This is a genomic window from Streptomyces griseomycini (assembly GCF_014203535.1).
Classification (GTDB): Bacteria; Actinomycetota; Actinomycetes; order Streptomycetales; family Streptomycetaceae; genus Streptomyces; species Streptomyces griseomycini.
In genome coordinates, this window is record NZ_JACHJI010000002.1 from 374210 (window position 1) to 393692 (window position 19483).

Annotated in this window: 22 protein-coding genes; 7 read left to right on the top strand and 15 right to left on the bottom strand. The window is 71.3% G+C overall.

Annotated elements, in window-relative coordinates; genetic code table 11:
• Positions 1–54: 54 nt before the first annotated feature.
• The 6 genes from FHS37_RS06230 to FHS37_RS06255 all read right to left on the bottom strand — a co-directional run bounded on the left by FHS37_RS06230 (position 55) and on the right by FHS37_RS06255 (position 6724).
• On the bottom strand, positions 55–828 hold the full coding sequence (locus FHS37_RS06230; RefSeq protein WP_184818027.1) for an isoprenyl transferase: 774 nt from the start codon (positions 826–828) through the stop codon (positions 55–57).
• Positions 829–1828: 1000 nt separating this feature from the next.
• Positions 1829–2629 carry a class I SAM-dependent methyltransferase gene (locus FHS37_RS06235; RefSeq protein ID WP_184818028.1) on the bottom strand — a complete coding sequence of 267 codons (801 nt, stop codon included), beginning with the start codon at positions 2627–2629 and terminating at the stop codon, positions 1829–1831.
• A 74-nt stretch (positions 2630–2703) separates the two neighbouring features.
• Positions 2704–3579 (bottom strand): LLM class flavin-dependent oxidoreductase, encoded by an 876-nt coding sequence (locus tag FHS37_RS06240; protein ID WP_184818029.1) that lies wholly within the window; start codon positions 3577–3579, stop codon positions 2704–2706.
• A 72-nt stretch (positions 3580–3651) separates the two neighbouring features.
• A complete protein-coding gene (locus FHS37_RS06245; RefSeq protein ID WP_184818030.1) occupies positions 3652–4110 on the bottom strand; it encodes a hypothetical protein in 459 nt (152 codons plus the stop codon).
• Positions 4111–5048: 938 nt separating this feature from the next.
• On the bottom strand, positions 5049–6404 hold the full coding sequence (locus FHS37_RS06250; RefSeq protein ID WP_184818031.1) for a putative T7SS-secreted protein: 1356 nt from the start codon (positions 6402–6404) through the stop codon (positions 5049–5051).
• The gene (locus tag FHS37_RS06255) at positions 6401–6724 is read right to left on the bottom strand and encodes a hypothetical protein (RefSeq protein WP_184818032.1); all 324 of its coding nucleotides are present in this window, start codon (positions 6722–6724) and stop codon (positions 6401–6403) included. The genes FHS37_RS06250 and FHS37_RS06255 overlap by 4 nt, the downstream gene beginning before the upstream one ends.
• 248 nt (positions 6725–6972) lie before the next feature.
• Here FHS37_RS06255 and FHS37_RS06260 point away from each other — a divergent pair, with 248 nt between their 5' ends.
• The gene (locus FHS37_RS06260) at positions 6973–7443 is read left to right on the top strand and encodes a hypothetical protein (RefSeq protein WP_184818033.1); all 471 of its coding nucleotides are present in this window, start codon (positions 6973–6975) and stop codon (positions 7441–7443) included.
• Positions 7444–7480: 37 nt separating this feature from the next.
• Here FHS37_RS06260 and FHS37_RS06265 read toward each other — a convergent pair whose 3' ends face one another.
• From FHS37_RS06265 to FHS37_RS06285, 5 genes are all read right to left on the bottom strand, one after another.
• Complete coding sequence (locus FHS37_RS06265) at positions 7481–8509, bottom strand: hypothetical protein (protein WP_184818034.1); 1029 nt, start codon at positions 8507–8509, stop codon at positions 7481–7483.
• Positions 8497–9156, bottom strand: coding sequence for a hypothetical protein (locus FHS37_RS06270; RefSeq protein WP_184818035.1), 660 nt, complete (start codon positions 9154–9156; stop codon positions 8497–8499). The genes FHS37_RS06265 and FHS37_RS06270 overlap by 13 nt, the downstream gene beginning before the upstream one ends.
• 206 nt (positions 9157–9362) lie before the next feature.
• Positions 9363–9767, bottom strand: coding sequence for a TIGR03618 family F420-dependent PPOX class oxidoreductase (locus FHS37_RS06275; protein ID WP_184818036.1), 405 nt, complete (start codon positions 9765–9767; stop codon positions 9363–9365).
• Positions 9768–9826: 59 nt separating this feature from the next.
• Positions 9827–10030, bottom strand: coding sequence for a DUF4287 domain-containing protein (locus tag FHS37_RS06280; protein WP_184818037.1), 204 nt, complete (start codon positions 10028–10030; stop codon positions 9827–9829).
• Positions 10031–10167: 137 nt separating this feature from the next.
• Positions 10168–11208: a sigma-70 family RNA polymerase sigma factor gene (locus tag FHS37_RS06285; RefSeq protein ID WP_184818038.1), complete on the bottom strand. Its 1041-nt coding sequence runs from the start codon at positions 11206–11208 to the stop codon at positions 10168–10170.
• 191 nt (positions 11209–11399) lie between these two features.
• On the opposite strand from FHS37_RS06285, the gene FHS37_RS06290 reads away from it, so the two are divergent.
• Positions 11400–12008, top strand: coding sequence for a GNAT family N-acetyltransferase (locus FHS37_RS06290; protein ID WP_184818039.1), 609 nt, complete (start codon positions 11400–11402; stop codon positions 12006–12008).
• A gap of 40 nt (positions 12009–12048) precedes the next feature.
• Here FHS37_RS06290 and FHS37_RS06295 read toward each other — a convergent pair whose 3' ends face one another.
• The 3 genes from FHS37_RS06295 to FHS37_RS06305 form a co-directional block, all read right to left on the bottom strand.
• On the bottom strand, positions 12049–12609 hold the full coding sequence (locus tag FHS37_RS06295) for a hypothetical protein (RefSeq protein WP_184818040.1): 561 nt from the start codon (positions 12607–12609) through the stop codon (positions 12049–12051).
• The gene (locus FHS37_RS06300; RefSeq protein WP_184818041.1) at positions 12606–13316 is read right to left on the bottom strand and encodes an Imm52 family immunity protein; all 711 of its coding nucleotides are present in this window, start codon (positions 13314–13316) and stop codon (positions 12606–12608) included. The genes FHS37_RS06295 and FHS37_RS06300 overlap by 4 nt, the downstream gene beginning before the upstream one ends.
• 102 nt (positions 13317–13418) lie before the next feature.
• On the bottom strand, positions 13419–15830 hold the full coding sequence (locus tag FHS37_RS06305) for a Tox-REase-5 domain-containing protein (protein WP_229889994.1): 2412 nt from the start codon (positions 15828–15830) through the stop codon (positions 13419–13421).
• Positions 15831–16180: 350 nt separating this feature from the next.
• On the opposite strand from FHS37_RS06305, the gene FHS37_RS06310 reads away from it, so the two are divergent.
• From FHS37_RS06310 to FHS37_RS06330, 5 genes are all read left to right on the top strand, one after another.
• Complete coding sequence (locus FHS37_RS06310; protein WP_184818042.1) at positions 16181–16369, top strand: hypothetical protein; 189 nt, start codon at positions 16181–16183, stop codon at positions 16367–16369.
• An 85-nt stretch (positions 16370–16454) separates the two neighbouring features.
• Positions 16455–16844, top strand: coding sequence for a DUF192 domain-containing protein (locus tag FHS37_RS06315; RefSeq protein ID WP_184818043.1), 390 nt, complete (start codon positions 16455–16457; stop codon positions 16842–16844).
• Positions 16841–17272, top strand: coding sequence for a hypothetical protein (locus tag FHS37_RS06320; RefSeq protein ID WP_184818044.1), 432 nt, complete (start codon positions 16841–16843; stop codon positions 17270–17272). Before FHS37_RS06315 ends, FHS37_RS06320 begins: the two co-directional genes overlap by 4 nt.
• A gap of 41 nt (positions 17273–17313) precedes the next feature.
• The gene (locus FHS37_RS06325) at positions 17314–17868 is read left to right on the top strand and encodes a GNAT family N-acetyltransferase (protein ID WP_184818045.1); all 555 of its coding nucleotides are present in this window, start codon (positions 17314–17316) and stop codon (positions 17866–17868) included.
• Positions 17869–17990: 122 nt separating this feature from the next.
• The gene (locus FHS37_RS06330) at positions 17991–18554 is read left to right on the top strand and encodes a cysteine hydrolase family protein (protein ID WP_184818046.1); all 564 of its coding nucleotides are present in this window, start codon (positions 17991–17993) and stop codon (positions 18552–18554) included.
• 286 nt (positions 18555–18840) lie between these two features.
• On the opposite strand, the gene FHS37_RS06335 is transcribed toward FHS37_RS06330, so the two are convergent.
• Positions 18841–19482 carry an OmpA family protein gene (locus FHS37_RS06335; RefSeq protein ID WP_184818047.1) on the bottom strand — a complete coding sequence of 214 codons (642 nt, stop codon included), beginning with the start codon at positions 19480–19482 and terminating at the stop codon, positions 18841–18843.
• Position 19483: the final 1 nt, after the last annotated feature.

Below are 19483 nucleotides of genomic sequence, written 5' to 3' on the forward strand. Positions count from 1 at the left end.
AACAGCACGTGACGACCGGGGCGGTGCGGGGTGCGCGACGGCGCACGCGGCCCCTCAGCCGCCGTAGCGGCGGTGGCGTGCGGCGTAGTCGCGCAGCGCGCGCAGGAAGTCGACCTTGCGGAAGGCCGGCCAGAAGACCTCGCAGAAGTAGTACTCCGAATGCGCGGTCTGCCAGAGCATGAATCCGGACAGCCGCTGCTCGCCGCTGGTGCGGATGACGAGGTCCGGGTCGGGCTGGGCGCGGGTGTAGAGGTGACGCCCGATCATGTCGACGTCGACGGCCTCGGCGAGCTCGTCCATCGTGGTGCCCTTCTCGTGGGCGTCGAGCAGCATGGACCGCACCGCGTCGGCGATCTCCTGGCGGCCGCCGTACCCGATGGCGACGTTGACCACTATCCCGTCGATGTGCGCGGTGGCCTCCTCGGCCTCCTTCAGGGTGGTCTGCATCCCGGACGGCAGCAGGTCGAGCGTCCCGACGTGGTGCACCCGCCAGCGCCCGTCGGCGGCGAGGGTGCGGACCACGTCCTCGATGATGCCGAGCAGCGGGACGAGCTCCTCCTTCGGCCGGTCGAAGTTGTCCGTCGACAGCAGCCAGAGGGTGACGACCTCGACGTCCGTCTCGGTGCACCAGCCGAGGAACTCCCCGATCTTGTCCGCGCCGGCCCGGTGGCCGTGGACGGTGCTGGAACCCGCGGCCTTCGCCCACCGGCGGTTGCCGTCCATGATGACGCCGATGTGCTTGGGCACCTGAGCGGTGTCCAGGTGGCCTTCCACCCGGCGCGCGTACAGCCTGACCAGCAGGCCGCGCAGCTTGTCGCGCAGGTTCACGTGATCGTCAGCCTCTCCGTACGGATCGGACAGGGACGGCACCCGCCGCGGCGCGGCACTCGGCCCGGTCTCGGCCGCGGGCGGACCCTGTCCGTGTGGCAGTCCCCGGAGGCGAAGCCTACCCCCGCCGGGGCGGGGGTCCCCAAAGTCCGGGGTGGCGCGTTTGTCGGACGTGCCGGGGCGGCACACCGTTCGCGGGGTGCCGCCGGAACCGGGCGCCCGCGCCGCTCCGACCGGGCAGGACGCCGGGCAGCGCCCGGGGCCCGGTCGTCACGAGGATCACCACTCGGGCGGCCCGTACGGGTCGCGGTACGGCGGGAGACCGGCCGCCCGGGCCTGCGGCGGGACACCGGGCGCCGGGTACGGCGGGAGACCCGGGGGCTGGGCGGGGCGGGCCGAGGCGGCCGGGCGGTGTCGAATGTTCGTTCGACACCGCCGGGCTCCGGCCAGGGGCCGGGGCGAAAGAGAAAACGGGCCGGTCCGTGGGGGGGAGACGGACCGGCCCGAGGGGGGGTTTCCACCATAACCCTTCGTAAGTGATGCTGCGTGCATCGGCGTGCCACAACTACTCTCCGGAGTCGGCTGACGACGCCTCGACGCCCGTGGAAGCCGCCGTTCAGGCCGTTCCCGTGGCCGAAACACGGTGACATTCCGCCGAAAAGCGAAGAGTGAGAGGCTGCTGTGAAGGATGTGACGGCAAAGGACCCGCATCGCGACAACCCTTCCGGCCGTCCCCCCGACGGGTGACCCGGCGGCGAACGCCCGCTTGACCCGCTCCGCGGCGAGCGGCGCACGAGGGGGGAGGAATGCGGGCGAGGGCCGGGAGGTGAAGGGCGGGGACGAAGGGTGTGGGTACCGCGCAGCCCCCTCCACTGCGCGGTACCGCCCGCACAGCTTTGCTTGCGCGAATTACCTTGGTCTGAACTTACGCGACGCCGGGTCCCGGAAGCGAGCCGCACCCGATAACGATGCGGAAACCCCGGCGCCCGGGCCCGGTCGTTCAGGGCGTACGGGACGTACCGGGCTTGCGGGCCTCGAAGAGATGACGGGTGCTGTGGGCCACGAACGCGCCCTCGGCCTCGATCCGCTCGTGCAGGGCGCGCAGCTGCGGCAGATACGCCTCGACGGTGAAGCCCGGGACGATCCAGATGACCTTGCGCAGGAAGTGGACGACGGCTGCGATGTCGTAGAACTCCATGCGGAGCCGTTCGGCACGCAGATCGACGATCTCCAGCCCGGCGGCCTCGGCGTCCCGCCGCTCCCGGTCGGGATGCCGGGCGTTGCGCCGCTCCTCCGGCTGCGGCCCGAGGAAGTACTCGACGAGCTCGTAGACGCTGCCGGGCCCGACGTGCTGGGCGAAGTAGGTGCCGCCGTTCTCCAGCACCCGGGCGATCTCGGCCCAGCGCGCCTCGACGGGATGCCTGCTGACGACGAGGTCGAAGGTCCCGTCGGCGAAGGGCAGCGGCGCGTCCTCCGGCGAGGCGACGACGGCGACGCCGCGGGGCCGGAGCAGGGCGGTGGCCCTGGCGACGTTGGGCGGCCACCCCTCGGTGGCGACGGTGAGCGGGGGCCGCCGGGCGGCCTCGGCGAGGGCGAAGTCGAGCACCTCCCCTCCTCCGGTCTGGACGTCCAGCGCGGCGTCGGCCCGGCCCAGCCGCTCGGCCGTCGACACCGCGTACCCCCAGGAGGGCCTGGCCTCGGTGGCCCGGCCCTCGAACCAGGAGAAGTCCCATCCCTCGGTGGGGACGGAGGCCCCTTCCGCGACGAGATCGTCAAAAGAACGGTTCCGTTCGTCCGGCATGACCTGATCATGCAGGACAGCGGTGCGCCTCGTCGCCCGGATTACGGCGCCCCCGGATCGCGGCACCGTCCGGATCACGGCACCAGCGGCCGTACGTCCTCCGCCACGAACCGCACGAAGCCCTCGGGGTCCGGCTCGTCGCCGGTCGGCTGGAGGACGACCGAGTCGGCCCCGGCCTCGGCCAGCCGCTGCACCGCCTTGGCGACGGCGCCCGCGTCCCCGGCGACCCCGAGGTCCGGTTCCCCGCCGACGCCCTCGGCGATCAGCTCGGCACGCAGCCGCTCGCCGGCGCCGGGGCCCGTGGCGGCGAGCAGGTAGACGACGACCTCGTGCGACTCGGCACCCCGTCCGGCTGCGGCGCGCCCCTCCTCGATGAGCCGGCGTGCGCGCCGGACACCCTCCGGCGAGGTGGTGGCGGTGAGGATGGTGCCGTCGGCGGCCTCACCGGTGAGCCGCACGGTACGCGGCCCGGTGGCCCCGGCGAACACCTCGACCTCGTGCCCCGGCGGCCAGTCCAGGGCGACGTCGTCGAGCGCGACGTACCGCCCGTCGGTCGTGATCCGCTCCCCGCGCAACAGGCCCCGCAGCGCGACGAGATGCTCCCGCAGCAGGGTGACCGGCGACTCGACCCTCGCCCCGACCTGCCCCATCCAGTCCTGCACCCCGTGCCCGACGCCGAGGATCGCGCGCCCGGGGAACATGCGGTGCAGGGTGGCGGCCTCCATGGCGGTGATGGCGACGTTCCGCAGGGGCACGGGCAGCAGCCCGACCCCGACCCGCACCCGCTCGGTCCACGCGAGCGCGGCAGCGGCGGCCGAGATCCCGCCCTCCCGGAAGCAGTCCTCCCACAACCACAGCTCCTCGAGCCCCGCCTCGTCGGCAAGCCGGGCGACGGAACGAAGACGCTCGGGGGCGAGCTGGGGACGGAAGACTGCGCCGAGTGTGGTCATGGTGGGGGTCCTACCCGGCAGGGGGTGGGTCGGTAACCCCGTCAACGGAACAATGGACTTCGACCGGTTCGCTCACGACCCGCCGCTCGCCTCACCCAGGGGATTCTCGAAGCTGACGCTCTCGGCGATCAGCCGCAGAATCGCCCGGTACTCGTCCCGCCGGCCCGGGGCCGTCGTGGTGAGCGTGAGCACGGCGAGGCGTCTGCAGTCCGGGTGGGGCAGGTACGCGTGCAGTTGGAGGAGCGGCCGCTGCGGCAGCCCGCTGCCGGGTGCCGGTGTCGCCGCCGTCTCGCTGAAGGTGGCGGGACCGCAGGGAAGTTCGGCGAACCCGATCTGCGCGTGCCCGTCGGCGGACGTCACCGCACGAGCCGCGGTGACGCCCCGCGGGGCGACGCCGGTCTCCCGCCAGGAGACGGTGAAGAGGGAGAACAACGGCCCCCTGCTGTCCGCAACGGACACATCACCGACGTCGTCCCGGTGAAGACCGATGGAGCAGTGGACGGTGCCGACCTCACGGAGTGCGGCCAGCAACCGCTGTGCCGTGACGAACTGAGTGATGAAGTGCTGGCGTGCCCTCTCGTCTGGGACAACGTCAAGAAGTGGAGCGACCGCCGTGCGCAAGTCATCCGCCGCCCGCGTACCAGGCGAAGGGAGCAGAGCACTGAGGGGAAGGGCCGTGAAACCGGCAGGCTCGGAGAACCAGAGTGCCGCGTGGGGATCGTTGAATGAATCATCGAGAATGATTGCCAGGTTGGCCATAAGCGATTCCGTATACGGATCAGAGCTGAGCGGGGAAAGTTCCGAGTACTTCTACTACGGCTCTGCGTCCTCCACAGCGACACCCAATTCAACACGTCGCTGCCCCTCTCGCAATGTCGTTCGCTGCTCGAGTACGTGTAGCCGACGAGGCCGGGTACCTCTGCCATCCGGTACGGCGATGAGCCCGATGAAGCGAGGATCGCCGGCGAACCAGATCGTCTCGAGCTCCGCCTTCAGCACGGGCTTGGCGTGAGGTGCCATCCTGCGGTGCCACCACTCCGTACGGTGATGACGAGGGAAAACGAGTGGCAGTCGATACTGAGGACGGACTGGGTGGGAGAACTCGAACCACCCGTAGTGTTTGCTGACGACCTTGGAGTGGTCCGCCAATCCATACGGGATGCACCGAAGAACCTGCCATGGATACACCAGCATGATGCGCCGCATGCGAAGGGCCGGACGGAAATAGCACAGTTGCACTGTCGATCGATAGAAGCAATAACAGAGCGGGAGTGCAAAGAGGAATGAAAATCCTGGAGACAGGAGAACAACCAGTACATAAAGCAAACCGAACCAGGAAGCGATCCACCCAAGTAGGCCAGTAAAATTCATCAACATGTGCCCTGCCCAAGCCCGACGGGCAGGCGGGTAATCCCAGGCCACGCGGTACGCTTCAGGGTTCATGAGCTCCCTTTCCCCTCGCCCAGACGTCAGAAGGCATGACGGACGACATCAAAGATTCCGGAGTTGTCCAGAATCAGTCGCGATCCGTCGATACCTGCGACAGTCCCGTCCTTGATTCCGTCGTCGTCTGCGTCCACGATGTTGTTATAGAGCCCAAATCCAGCAGTACCGACGCCGACCAGTCCTGATGTGGTCGCCACTGCCTTGGCTGCGACATCGGGGTTGCTGAGGCTCCGAACAGCCCTAGCGACAAGAGGGTTGTCGAGCCGGGAAATGGCCTGCATGTTGTCCATGGTTTTGGTGCCGAACAGTGTTGCCTTCTGAGCGAGCGAAAGTGTTGTGCCACTCGTACGAAGCGCGTTCACGACTCCCTTGGTTCCAGCTGCCACCGCCGCGAGGCCGGGAAGCGCCCCGGCGGCATCCGCTCCCACCGACACCAGGTTGCTCCAGAAGTCCGCATCGAGCTCACCTTTGGTGAAGCCGTCCTTCAAAGACTCCAGCGTCTCGGGATTCGCGAGGAGCCGTAGACCGAGCGCCGTCACACTCAGCCCCGACGCCGTCAGCATCAACGCCGCCACCATCGTCAACCCGAGCGGTCCCGCAAAGAGAATCGCCACGACGCCTGCGACTCCGGCCAAGAAGCTCAGGATGTCCGGCAGGTTGTCGCTCAGCCAGTCGAGGGCCTCGTCGAACCAGCCCGGTTCCTGCGGCGCCAGTTTCCTCGTCGCGTCGCGGATCTTCCTCGCACGGTGCTGAGCCCGGCGCTCATGCTCCTCGGCCAGCCCCTTCGCCCTGCCGATGACTTCGTCGAGCTCGGCCTGCGCCTCCTCGGCGTCCTTGTTCGCCCGGGTCAGCGCCCGCTGCGCGGCCTCCTGATCGGCGCCCTCCTTCTCGAGGTCGGGATGGTCCCCCGCCTCGGCCGCGCGCCCCTCGGCCCGGTCGACCGCGGCCCGCGCCTCCTTCGCGTCGTCCTCCAGCCGCTTCGCGCGCCGCTGGAAGTCCTCCAGCTCCTCCTCCCACCGGCTCAGCTGCCTCGCCGCCTTGCGGAGGGAACGCGCCGCGTTCCTCAGGTTCAGCGGCAGCGGCCCGCCGTCGAGCTGCTCGCGGAAGGCGACGGCGGCGTCGCCCTTCCAGTAGCTCCCGTCCAGCAGCCTGGTGACCACGTCGTACGTGTCCTGGAGCACCTCCGCGCAGCCGCTCAGCTTCTTGCGCAGTCGGCGGACGGTCTCCGTTTCGCCCGGCACCGGATCGAACCCCAGATGCGGGTAGTGCGGGTTCGGCATGCGCGGTGCCGACTTGAGCCCCTGGGGCAGACCGAGGTCCGCCCGGGCCCGCGGGTCCGGAACGGCGCCGGACCGGTCGGTCTCCGGAGCGAAGGTCACCTCGCACCACCCCCGCCCTTGCCCCCTTCGCGCCCCTGCCCCAGCGCCTCCTCCAGGGCCTTGTCGACCTCGAGGTAACCGTCCCGGCTCTTGCCGATGATCTCGGCGAGGTCCTCCGTCTGCTTGCCGATCTCCTCGGCGCCGTACTCCCAGTCCTCCTGGAAGTCCTGGCAGGCCTCGTCGAGGTCGTCGGTGCCGAGCCCGGTGACGGTCGCGTCGGCGAGCGCCTTGCGCACGCCTCTGAGCGAAGTCGACGACTTGCGCAACGACTTCATGAAGCGCCCGAGTTCACCGCCGTCGACCGCCAGCCGCTCCGCCATACGCCCGTCCCCTCCAGCCGGCTCATCCGCACCGAAGGGATGAACGACGCTGCGCGCCATTCGTGACGCACCGAGCGAGCAGGCACCTCTGCACCTGTCCACCCGTGCATACGCATAGGAGAATCCGGAGAGATGACGGTCGGATGCAGTGGCCACGATCAGCCAGTCGGGCAGGCGGGGACGTCCCGGCCCGCTCTCGTCGTCGCCGCCCGAGAAGCGGTTCCGGCCGCCGGAGGGGACCAGCCCGCGTGAACCGTCACGACGCTCCGTGCGAGGAGCCGGCCGAGCACCTCCGCTTCGCCGCCCACCTGAACGAACCGCGGCAGGTCGCCGACCTCGACGAGGCCGCTCCGGTCGGCTCGGTCCTCACCGACCGGGACCAGGCGATGGCCCGGTCCGCCGTCCTCCGGCACCTGGACCGCCGGGCCGGCGCCCTCCACCTCGGCCCGGCCTCCGACCGGTGGGCGGAGTCGATGGCCCAGGCCACCGCCGGCGATCCGTTCCTGGCCGCCCGGCTGCGGGAATGGACCCTCTTGCGCGCCATCGCGCTGAGGCGGTCCTGGGACCGGGACGCCCCGCTCGCGTCATCCGGCTGGCTCCAGCGCGAAGCGGCCGCCGCGTCGGACGCCGAGGCCGTCGAGCTCCTCGCCGAGCACGGTCGCACCCGAAGAACCCGCACCACCGCGAGGGCACGCCTCGAGCACGGGCAACCGCATTGAGCCACACACCGACTCGCTCACGGCCCCGCCACCGCGTTCACCGGTTGACGGCCTGGATCTCCTGGACGACGACGTCCTGCGTCGCTCCGAACTCGCCGTCGGGGAGGTCGCCGCCCGCGCCGCCGCTGCCCGTCCAGTGGATCTCCCAGGTGACGGTGGCCTGGAGCGGGAAGGTGCCGTCGCCCGAGGAGCGCAGGTACTTCACCCCGCACGGGGGCGTCTCGTCCGCCTTGCCCTTCGCGTACGGCTCCCCGATACGGCCGTCTTCGATCTCGCAGACGCCCGAGGCCGGGTACGTCTCGGCGTCCGGGGTGCCCGGCTCGATCTTCAGCGAGACCGGCTCCGCCGTCGCGGTCGCCTCGATGCCGATCACCGGTACGGACGCGGTGACCGAGACCGGCTTGAACTCGGCACCGTCCAGCCAGGACCAGGTCGGGAGGTTGACCTTGGTCGCCTCCGCGGGGGCCAGCGTCACCTCGGTGCCCGGGACGCGGATCTCGGCGTAGGCGAGCTCGGCGAGGACCTCCGGGGTGACGGCGTTCTCGATGTCGGCGGGCGGCGGGTCGCCCTGGTCCACCCAGAAGTAGTCCTTGTCGCAGGAGTCCCAGCCCGGCGGGTAGCTCTCGTTGACGTACGAGCCCCACCAGTAGCCCTTGCCGGTCTTGTCCTTGTTGAAGCCCTTCTCCTCGTCGTCGGCGTTGTACTTCTTCCGCTGCTCGGCGTCCCACTGGTAGCCCGTCGACTCGGCCTCCCAGATCGGCTCCAGGTACTCCTGCAGCTCCTCGGGCGTGTACTTGGGCGCGTACCAGCACGGGGGAGGTGTCCAGGACGTGGACGACGTCAGCGCGCCCGCGGAGCCGCCGCTGCCGTTCTTCGAACGGTCGAACACGACACCGCCGACGGTCACGGAGACGGTGCCGTCGTCGCCGACTTGAGCGCTCTGTTCAGCCTCATTCGCGTTTCCGTTCGATCCGCGTTCAGCGAATGCCGCAGGGGAAGCGAAGAGGGAGGCGCACGTGAGTATCAGGACCGTGGCAGTCCTCGCCGATCTCCTTACGGCTGACACGCTTTGTTCCCCCTGTTCGAGACGACGTCAGTGGTCTGCCAGACTCCGTCGGAATTCTTGGTGAGGCTCGTGTTGTACAGCACGTACGCATTCGCCGTGGCCGGTGATCTGTCGACCTTCTCCGTCTTCTTGTTCTTGATGTAGGACTTGCTCTCGTCGGAGCAGTAGGTGACGTAGGCCTTCTTGGTTCCGGATAGCGTCACCTTGTAGTTGAAGTACCGGGTCTCGCCCACCCATGTCTCGCCGTCGTCGATGTACTTCTGCACGTAGGTGATGTACGCGCTCAAAGCCTGGCCCGTGTTGTAGAAGCCCAGAGCCTTGTTGCCCGTGCTGCCCGTAAAGATCGCTTCGTCCACGGAGTTGACGCTGAGCGTACTGTCGGCGAGAGCCGCGTCCTTCGCCGCGTCGCCCGTCTTCTCGTACTCGAAGACGTTCTTCGCGTCGGAAGGGAAGGTGATCTTCGGGCGTCCACCGGAGTCCGACGCGCTCGGACTCGGCGACGCCGACTTCTCGCTGTCGGTGTCAGCGCCCGCGATCTTGTCGCTGTCCTTGGACGGGCTGTCGTCGTCGCTTCCGCACGCGGTCAGCGTCAGGGCCGCGGTGGCGGTCAGCGCGAGCGCTGTGAGGAGGGTGGGGCGGCGGTTCACGGTCGGCTCCCGGTGGGGCGAGGCTTCTCTTGAGCGAACCCAAGCTATCCGCGTGATGCACGGCGACACCAGGGTGAAAGGTGTCAACTTGAGCCGGTAAGCACCCCATTGGGGCTGGAAGGTCCTTGCCCGTGCGGGTAACGGTTCGGGGCGCGATCACCTCCGTGACCGCTTCCGGCCGCGCCGGGCGGCGGTCCTCGCCGCGGTCACCGGGCCGTACCGGCCAGCAGCCAACGGCGTACGCGCACTTCCAGCAGGACGCGCTCGGCTTCCGGGCGGGTGGGAGCGGTCACGTCCCACCCGTACTTCGCCTCGAACGCCGCCACGACCTCCGGCGGGAACCGGTCCCGGACCAGCGTGGCTTCCCCTTCGGCCACGACCGGGGACCGGCCGTCCTCCAGGGCCAGGGAGACGCGCGGCTCGGTCCGGACGTTCCTGGCCTTGACCGAGCCGTGCTCCGTGCCGATCCACCACGTGGAGGCCTCGTAGACGAACCAGACGGGCGTCACGTGCGCGGAGCCGTCCGGGCGCACCGTGCACAGCCAGACGTTCCTCTCCTCGGCCAGGCGCGTGCGAACGGCCGGCTCCAGCTCACTCGTGAGATCGTCCATCCACCCATTGGATCAAGGCGTCCGGTGGAGGGCATCGGGCAGCGGCTCGGACCAACGTCCTAGGCCTCCGCGAGGGTGTGGGCGACGAGGGCGTTGGCGTGGCCGTGGCCCAGGCCGTGTTCGGTCTTGAGCCAGTTGACGAGCTCCATGTGCTTGGTCAGGGGGGAGGAACGGATGAGGTCCTTCCACTCCGCTATCGGGCGACCGTACTTCTTCTCGATGGAGGGAAAGTAGCTGGCAGGTCCCTTGGCGGCGGCGGCCATGTCGGTGGCGTCCTGTCTGTCGGTGCTCGGTGTCGTCGTCCGTATGACCGGTGGGCACGGCTCATGTCATCGGCCGCCGGGGGTGCGCTGCGTCACACTTCGGGTGCCGAGCGGCCCTGCCGTGGGAACCGGCTCCGCTACGCGTCGATGCGGGCGGGCAGGTCGAAGAGCGGGAACAGGCGCTCGGTGTCGCGGAAGGCGCTGATGTTCGTGATCCGGTCGCCGGAGAAGTCGATGACCTGGAGCGCCCAGGGCACGAACCCGGTGCCGTCGGCGTCGGGCCGGTACTGGCCGAACGCCGGCGAGCCGTTCGCGAAGGTGGGGACCAGCCGTGACCCCCGGCAGCCGGCCGCCGGTCCCGTCAGCCACGCCTGGATGTCGGACACGCCTCGCATCCACAGGGCGTGCGGCGGCAGGGACAGGGTGGCGTCCACGTGCAGCAGCATGCTCAGCTCGTCCATGTCGAAGCCGGAGAAGGCCGCCGCGTACCGCTCCGCCAGTGCCTGCTGGACGGTGCCGGGCGGCCGTACCGCCGTGTCGCCGGTCGTTTCGCGCCGGGCGGCCAGTGTGGCGCGGGCGCGCTGGAGCGCGCTGTCGACCGAGGCGACCGTGCAGCCGTGCAGGTCCGCGACTTCGCGCGCCGAGAAGCACATGACCTCCCGCAGGAGGAGGATCGCGCGCTGCTTGGGCGGCAGGTGCTGCAACGCGGCGATGAACGCCAGACGCACCGACTCGCCGGTCTCGGCCGCCTCCGCGGGGTCGTCCGCCGTGTTCACCAGGCCGGCCGGACACGGTTCGATCCAGAGGCCGGCGTCCAGGGGGGCGCCCGGTGAAGCGGCGCCGCGGGTCGGCCCGGAGAGGTCCATCGGGCGGGCCCGGCGCTTGCCGGCGGCGAGCGTGTCGAGGCAGACGTTCGTGGCGATGCGGTAGACCCACGACCGCAGCGACGACCGTTCCTCGAACCGGTCGAGGCCGCGCCAGGCCCGCACCATGGTCTCCTGCACGGCGTCTTCCGCCTCGAAGACCGACCCGAGCATCCGGTAGCAGTAGCCGACCAGTTCGGCCCGGTGGCTCTCCAGCCGGTCCGCCCCTGCCCCGGCTCCGGGTTCGGCTTCGTGTCCGGGTGCGCGCCTGGGTGCGCGCCCGGATCCGACGGCGGCGACTTCGAGGCCTTCCATGTGTCCCTCCCCCCTCGGCGTGCGCGGGCCCTCAGGGTACGGGGACGGGGCTTCTCCCGGGTGAACCCGGGCCGTCCCGCGTCCCGTGACCGCACCGGCGCGAACTCGCCCGCCGGACCGCGTCGTTGTCCCCGCGGTCGGGCCGGACCCCCGCTCCGCCGTCGAAGATCACGAAGGGCAGAATGACCCGTATGCCGATGACGAACACGCCGAAAGCGGCAACGGTCGACGACGCCCCGCTGATCAGCCGCACCCTGGCCCGTGCCTTCGACGACGACCCGATGATGCGCTGGTTCTTCCCCGACGACGCCTCCCGCGAGGCGTCGCTGGGCCGCTACTTCAGCACGATCTTCACCCGGCAGTACGTCCGGCACGGCGTGTGCGAGCGCACCGGGGCGGCGGCCGCGTTCTGGACACCGTCGGAGGCACAGGACAAGGCCGTTCCCGACGCGGAGACCGTCCAGGAGCTCCGGAACATCCTCGGTGACCGGGCCCAGCTGTTCGGGGAGGCCGTCGAGACGGCCGCCCGGCACACGCCCCGGGAACCGCACTGGTCCCTGGCGGTGATCGGCGCCGACCCCGCCGCCCGGGGCCAGGGGCACGGGGCCGCCCTGCTGCGCTCGGGGCTGGCCAAGGCCGACGCGGCGGGCATGCCCGTCCACCTGGAGTCCTCCAAACCGTCCAACCTCCCCTTCTACGAGCACTTCGGCTTCACCGTGCGCGAGGAGCTGCGACTGCCGGGCGGCGGACCGACGTTGTGGGCGATGTGGCGTGAGCCCCGCCGCCCGGTCGACGGGTAGTCCGCTCGGCCCCGAAGCGGTGATGAGCGCCGTACCGGCCTCAGCCCTGGTCGGCGGGTTCCGTGATCGGGCGGGTGCTGACCAGGGCGGTGATGAGCATGGGGGCGTCGCCGTCGGACTGGTTGAGGGAGAGGGCGAACCACCGGGGGGCGGCGGGCGGACCGGCGGACGGACCGCCGAGTGGGCCGGCGGGTGGCACCGGGCCCCATACCGTCAGGTCGCCGTAGCAGTCCTTGGCCGTCAGGGTGCGGAACGGTTCGGGGAGGGAGGTGCCCGCCCGGCTGCGGTGCAGGGGGACGCGCATGCTCACCGTGCGGTGGGGGCCCCAGCGGCGGTCCAGTTCCGTGACGAGCGCGGTGAGGTTCGCCTCGGCCGCCGCCTCGGCGTCGTTCCACTCGGGACCGTACACCCCCGTGAGGGCCCCGCTCTCCCAGAGGGGGAGGAGCAGGAAGCCCTCGCCGCGGGTCGCGGTCCACTCCCCCGTGGCCGGTTCGCCCTCGCTGGTCGTGGGGCCGGCCGTCGGGACGGGGGCGGACAGGGCCGCTTCGGCGTCGGACGTCGCGCGGGTCACGTCGAAGGGCTCGCCGGCACGGGCCGTCACAGCGTGGGCCCGGTCATCGGCTGGGGCAGCGGGTCCAGGGCCCCGGCCTTCCTGAGCGCGTCGTAGGCCCGGACCACCCCGGCCGTGTCGCCGGGCTCCGCGATGTCCAGGAGCACGCCGACGCCGGGGAGGTCCTTGCGCGGGGCCGGCCAGTCGGCGGGGATGCGGGCCGCCCGGCCCGGGGACAGGAAACCGGCCCAGCCGACCGACGGGGTCCCGATCCTGAAGCCGGCCTCCTTCTTCAGGGCCGCCGTCACCGCCCGGTCGCTCACGTCCCCGTGGTCCGGACGCCACGCCTCGGCGACGGCGGTGAGGAGGTCGGCGTCGGGGAGCCGCTCGTCGTCGGGGGACACGATCGTGGCCACCAGCGACTGGAGCAGGAACTCCGGGGTGCCGCCCGCCAGTCCGGCGACCTCCACCTTCCAGCCGGGCGGCACGCCGTCGGCGACCAGGCGCAGCGACGTGCCGTTCCCCGCCGACCAGTCGTCGGCCGCCTGGGCCGTGCGCAACGCCTCGAGCAGCGACGCCTCGTCCGGCTGGAGCAGCCGGGAAGGACCGGAGGCCGGGGCGGTCCGCCACGTCCACCGTGCGCCGGGGGCGGGGCCGAGGAGTCGGGTGAACCGGTCCAGGGTCGTGCTCCACCGTTCGGCGAGTGCCTCCACCGGTTCCCGCCGCGGGCCCCAGAAGCCCCGCACCACTCGTCGCATGTCCCGTCCTCTTCCCTTCTTCCTTCTTCCCTCGTCCTCGTCCGCGCCTCTCGTCCCACGTCCCGCGGTCCCACCTTAGGGCCGCCCCGGCCCGCGGTCCCGTCAGTCGAACGCCTCGGGTCGTCGGTCGCCGGCGACCCGCTCGGGTGCGGTGTGGACGACCTCGATGTCCAGGCCCGCGTCCTCGAACGCGTCCCTGGCCGCGTCGGCGACCTCCTCGTTGGAGAAGTGCCACTCGACGTCCTTGCCCCGCGCGGCCTCGACCTGTCTGCGGGCTTCGGCCAGCAGGCGTTCCCTGCCGGACGGGGTGAGTTCCGTACGGTCCGCGGCCAGGAAGCTGTCGTAGCCGTTCTTGGCCTCCAGGTAGGTCTGGCGCGAGGAGTCCCAGCCGTCGAACTCGACGTCCGGCACGTCCGGGTCGGTGTGCGGGACGACGTACTCGTACCCGCGCTGCGTGCCGTTGACCTGCTCCTGGTAGCGCAGCCACGACTCGTTCTTCCAGCCCGGCTTGGGGTTGCGGTCGCGGCTCGCCCAGAAGCCGTCGCCGGCGTCGGCGTCCCCGTACGTGCGGCTCCGCAGGTTCTCGGCCCAGTCCGGCGGGTTGTAGTTGCGCGGGTCGCCGGTGTCGTTGCGCTCGGGGTCCGGCCACTGCTTCTTGTTCTCCAGCGCCTGCCGGGCGCGCTCCGGCTCCTCGGCGCGCTTGCGCTCCAGGTAGGCCTGGCGCTCGGCGGCCCGGGCCTCCTCGGCCTGCTCTCGGGCCTCCTCGTCACAGCCCCCTTCGGCCAGGAAGACGTAGAGGCTGTTCGCGACGGGGCCGGCGGCGAGCACGGTCGTGCCCGTGCCGGGCCCGCCGCTCAGGTCCGGGTGCGGTCCCTCGCCGTACGGGATCCCGCGGGCGGGCGCGGAGAGGGTGCAGCCGGTGCGGCGGGCCGCGTCCTCCGCCTCGTCCGCGGCCTCGTCGGCGCGCCGGGCGGCGTCCTCCAGTGCGTCGAGGTCACCCGCCTCGGCCGCTCGCCGCGCGTCCTGGGCGGCCTCGGTGGCGTCGTCGACGACCTTGCTCAGCCTGCCGAGCGAGCCGATCTTCTCGGCGATCTTGACTTCGCCGTAGCCGGGGATGAAGAGGGAGCCGACGTTCCAGATGACGGTGGTGACGGCGCGGGTCTCGTTGCCGTCGTTCCACTGGTCCACGACGTCGTCGCCGATGAACGAGTCGAACAGGACCGTGCCGCCCGTCCCCAGGGAGGCGCCGCCCCAGTCCAGGATCGCGCCGAAGTAGTCGCCGTCGTCCCACTTGTCGCGGGCGTCCGCGGTGTCGTTCCACCACTCGTCGCCGAGCGAACGGCCGTAGTCCATCAGGCCGTTCCACGTGTCGACGGGGTTGGTGACGGTGTCCCAGATGCCGGTGAGGTCACCCCAGACGCCGTCGACGAAGAGGCCTTCGCCGACCTGCTTGACCTGGTCGCCGGCGCATCCGAAGAAGGCGCCGAAGCCGGAGAAGCAGCCCTCGTCGTCCTCGCCGCCGCCCTCTTCGCCGCCGTCGCCGTCCGCCTCGTCCCCGTCGGCGGTCGGGTCCTCGTACGGGGGCTCGTCGATCTCGTCCCCGGCGGCCACGGGGTCGACGACGGACGGGTCCCCGTCCCCGCCGGGCTCCGTGGTGTCCCCGCCGGGCTCCGTGGCGTCCCCGTCCTGACCGGAGCCGGTTCCCCCGGTGTCGCCGTCCGGGTTTCCGGTGCCGTCGCCGGGGCCGGCGTCTCCGGGGTCGTCGCCCCCACCGGCGTCACCGCCGGTTCCGTCGGAGTCCTCGCCGGCGTCCCCGGCGCCCCCTTGCTCGCCCCCGTCGCCGCCCTCCGCGGTGACCTCGCCGCCGCCCCCGGGCGCGGGGCACGCCGTGCCGGTGACGCGGCACACCTGGGCCTGGATGCCGGTGAGGAGCTGCGTGCCGAGGCCGCTGACGACGAGCGCGGCGATGATCGCCGCGACGACCGCGACCAGGCCCGCGTACTCCACCGCCGTCTGTCCCTCGTCCCGGCGCCAGCGGATCAGCCGGGCCGGGGAGAAGGGGCGGCGTTCCCGCCGGTCCGGTCCGGCGAGGCGGTACCAGGCGCGGCTCTCCGGGCGGGTCAGGAGGAACAGGGTCAGGAGGGGGAGCAGGAGCTGGGTGAGGCCGCGCGCCGACCCGTCGACGACGTTGGACACCGAGCCGAGGACCAGCCACGCCTGTACGGCGATCAGCCCGCCCCAGATCCCGGCGCCGCCCTCCCACGTGCGGCGGGCCAGCCACCAGCCGAGCACGCCGGGGGCGGCCGCGTACGCCACCTGGGCGAGCAGGGCGCCGTCCACCGCGTCGAGGGACGCCGCCGTGAGGAGCAGGCCCAGGCCGCCGAGCACGGTGAGCGCGAACAGCGCGTGGACGGACAGGAGCGCCCACGACAGCGGCCGGGGCATGTCCCGCCGCCCTCCGGGCCCGGCCGGCCGCACGGCCCCGAACTCCGCTCCTCCCCCGATCGAGGCCATGCCCGTCCCTCCTCAGTTCCCCCGGTTCGCAGCCGTGTTCGGACACGGCACGGCCGAGGGTAGGGAGGGGCAGTTGTCACGGCATGGGCCCGTGGGCCCAAATCAGCACCCACGCATCGCCGTGCGCGACCCGGTTCCGTTCACTCGCGCGTGTCACACCGCGCCCCCGTCACGCGATCCGCGGGAGGTGCTGCTCGTCGGCCGGCACGACGGGCCGCCGCCCTGCCCCGGCCCGGGCTCCCGACCGTCCGTGTGGCCGACTCCGTCGGACCCGGGCACCAGGGTCCCCGATCACAGCCGCCACATGGGCAGCCATCGCTGTTGACCTGCCGTCAGGAGCTGAAGCAGTCATGGGCCTCGAGGCCACTTACGTGGACTTCTCCGTCGACCCGATCCGGCTGTCCAACGCCGAGGTCGCACGCCGTCGGGTCCGGTTCTCCGGGTCCCGCCTGGCCACGGACCTGGAGGTGGCCGTCCAGAGCCCGGCCGGGACCGCCCGGACCCTGACCGCGCCGGCCGCGCGACTCCGCGACGGCTGACACCGGGCGGCCCGCCGACGATACGTTCGGTTCGGTGGGCCGGTCGTCCGGCCGGTCGGTCGTTCGGTGGCGGAGGGGGTCGGTGATGGCGCGCTGGCGGGACGGGCGTGGGGAGTTGAGGGTGCCGGGGAGGGAGCCCGGAGGGCCGCCCGTGCGCGTTCCCCTGGAGATCGCGGCCTCCTACCGTGCCCGCACCAAGGGATTGCTCGGGCGGGACTCCCTCGACGGGGCGCTGCTGCTGTCCCCCGCCAACAGCGTGCACACCTTCCGCATGCGCATGCCGATCGACGTCGCCTACCTCGATCGCCGTCTCACCGTCGTCGCCGTACGCACCATGCCGCCGGGACGGCTGGGGCTGCCGCGGCTGCGGGCGCGGCACGTGGTCGAGGCCGAGGCCGGGGCCATGGAGCGGTGGGGAGTGACGGTGGGGACGCGCGTGGAGATCACGGCGGCGGGGCAGGGGGCGACGGGTTGAGCGGGGGAGGAGTCCGGGGCGCACTGCGGCGGTCGCCGGCCTTCTGGTTCCTGTCGTCGGCCATGTCGTGCGTCACGCTGTTCGTCGTCTGGTTCTGGGGGGCGTGGTCCGGCGGCCTGGACGTGGCGGAGACCTGCCGCCTCCTCCACGGCCAGGAATTCGACCCGGACTACAGAGGTGAGCACCCGGACGAGCCTCTCCGCGTGTTCCCCCTGCACAACAGGTGCAACGCCTCGTACGACCTCGTCCCGGCCTGGATCAACCCCGCGCTCGTCTGCCTGGCGGTCACCGCCGCGGGCTGCTTCGTCTCGGGCACGGTGGCGGTCGTCGCTCGTTCCAGGACGCGTGGCGGACGGGCCGGGCGGCGTCCTGAGCCGGAGGAGGCGGAGGTGTCCCGCACCCGGCGGCCGTGGGTCCGGTGCCGTTAATTGCGTTGTCGATCCGGTGAGGCCGGGGCAGCATCCCGGTCATGGGACAGCCTGCTGACGTACTCCGCTTCGACCAGGTCGAACTGCGCCGATGGCGTGCCGACGACATCGAGGCCCTGCACCGGGTGATCACCGAGTCGCGTGACCACCTGCTGCCGTGGATGCCCTTCGCGGCCACCCACGACCGGAAGCAGGGGGAAGGTTTCCTGGCCCACTCCGAGGAGCAGTGGGACTCGGGGCAGGAGTACAACTACGCGATCACCTCGGGTGGGGTGGTGGTCGGCAGTTGCGGACTGCATCGCCGGATCGGACCCGGCGGCCTGGACATCGGGTACTGGCTCCACCACGCGTGGACGGGGAAGGGGCTGGCCACCATGGCCGCGGCTGCCCTCGTACGGGCGGGACGGGACCTGCCGGGCGTCGATCACATCGAGATCCACCACGACGAGGCCAATTCCGCGAGTGGTGCGGTCGCCCGCCGCCTGGGCTTCACCGAGGTCGAGCGCGTGCGGGTGCCGGACGGACCGGAAGCCCCCGGCGAGACGGGTGTCCGAGTGAGGTGGCGCCTGCGGACCGGGACCGACAAGGACCAGTGACTCCGTAACTGACGGGCGGCACCGCTCGTCCGGAGGGCTGACACCGGTCACGGGCGCACTGCGGCGCGACACCGACGAGGACGGTCCTGCTCTTGTTTCGTCACGGAGAAGGGACGGCGAGCATGGCGAACAGCGCGCTTCTGGTGATGGACGTCCAACGGGACGTCGTGGCCATCGCCGACGACGGTTCCGGATACCTGCCGCGCCTGCGCAGGGCGATCGACGGAGCCCGGGCTGCCGGCATCCCCGTGATCTACGTGGTGCTCGGGTTACGGCCGGGTGATCCGGAAGTCAGCCCCCGCAACAAGGTGATGACGAACATCCTGCGGGCCGGCCTGTTCACCGAGGGTCGGCCCGGCACCGAGATCCATGACGACGTCGCGCCCCAGCAGGGCGACGTCGTGGTCACCAAGAGACGAGGGAGCGCCTTCTCGGGCAGCGACCTCGACCTGGTGCTCAGGGCTCGCGACGTCGACAGCCTCGTTCTCACCGGCATCGCCACCAGCGCTGTGGTGCTGTCCACCCTGTGGCACGCCATCGACCTGGACTTCGGCCTCACCGTCCTGGCGGACGCCTGCCTCGACACCGACCCCGAGGTGCACCGGGTCCTCACCGAGAAGCTGTTCCCTCAGTGGGCAGATGTCGTCACCGTCGAGGACTGGCTCAAGGCCATCGCACCGCAATAGGGCGAAGCCGCCCGGGCCCGGGACGGGCCGGGCGGCCTCGGCCGGCTCCTCCCGGGCGGCGGAGCCCGACTCGGCTCACGGGCCCGAGTTCCTTCACGGGCAGTCGCAGTGGGACAAGTACCGAGCACATCTGGACCGGATGGAGACCGCGTCGTTCCCGTCGGCCGGATCGCGGGACTTCCTGCGCAGCACCGCCAGTGACTTCTGGTCACCGACAGCAGGGAGGCCCTGCGCGCCGTGATCCTGGAGATCAAGGCGGGCAAGGCCGACCACCTGCTGTGACTGGCTAGCTCTCCGTGCGGGGGAAGGAGATCTCGACCCGGCGGTTCTTCTTGCGGCCGGCCTCCGTGGAGTTGTCGGCGATCGGGTACTGCTCGCCGTAGCCGCGCACCTCGTAGGTGATGTCGGAGTCGTTCAGCTCCTGCTCCAGGACGCCGTGCACGGCGTTCGCGCGCCGCCGGGACAGGACGTCGCCGTGCGCGGAGGAGCCGAGGTTGTCGGTGAAGCCGAAGACGCGGATCCTCGTCGCGTTCTGGGTCTTGATCTCCTCCGCGATCGTGGCGATCCGGGACTTTGCCTGTGCGCTGAGCTTGGCGCTGTCCTTGCCGAACAGCACCTCGGCCTGGAGCGCGAACGTCACCTTGGAGTTGGTGTCCTCGCGGCGCTCGTCGCCGCTCTGGTCCTCGACGACGGTCTTGATGTCCAGGACCTTCGGTTCCGCGAGGGTCGCACCGTCCGGGAGCTTCAGGTCCGGGTCGTTGGGGTCGAGTTCGACGGGGGCTGAGGCGGTGGCTTCGGTGCCTGGGGGGACGCTGGGGCCGTCGTCGGCTGCAGCGACCGTGGTGCCGTAGAGGTTCGTGGTGACGAGAACGGTGACGGCAACGAAGGCGAATCGCGGCAGCACCGGACGCTTGTGGGTACGTGTCATG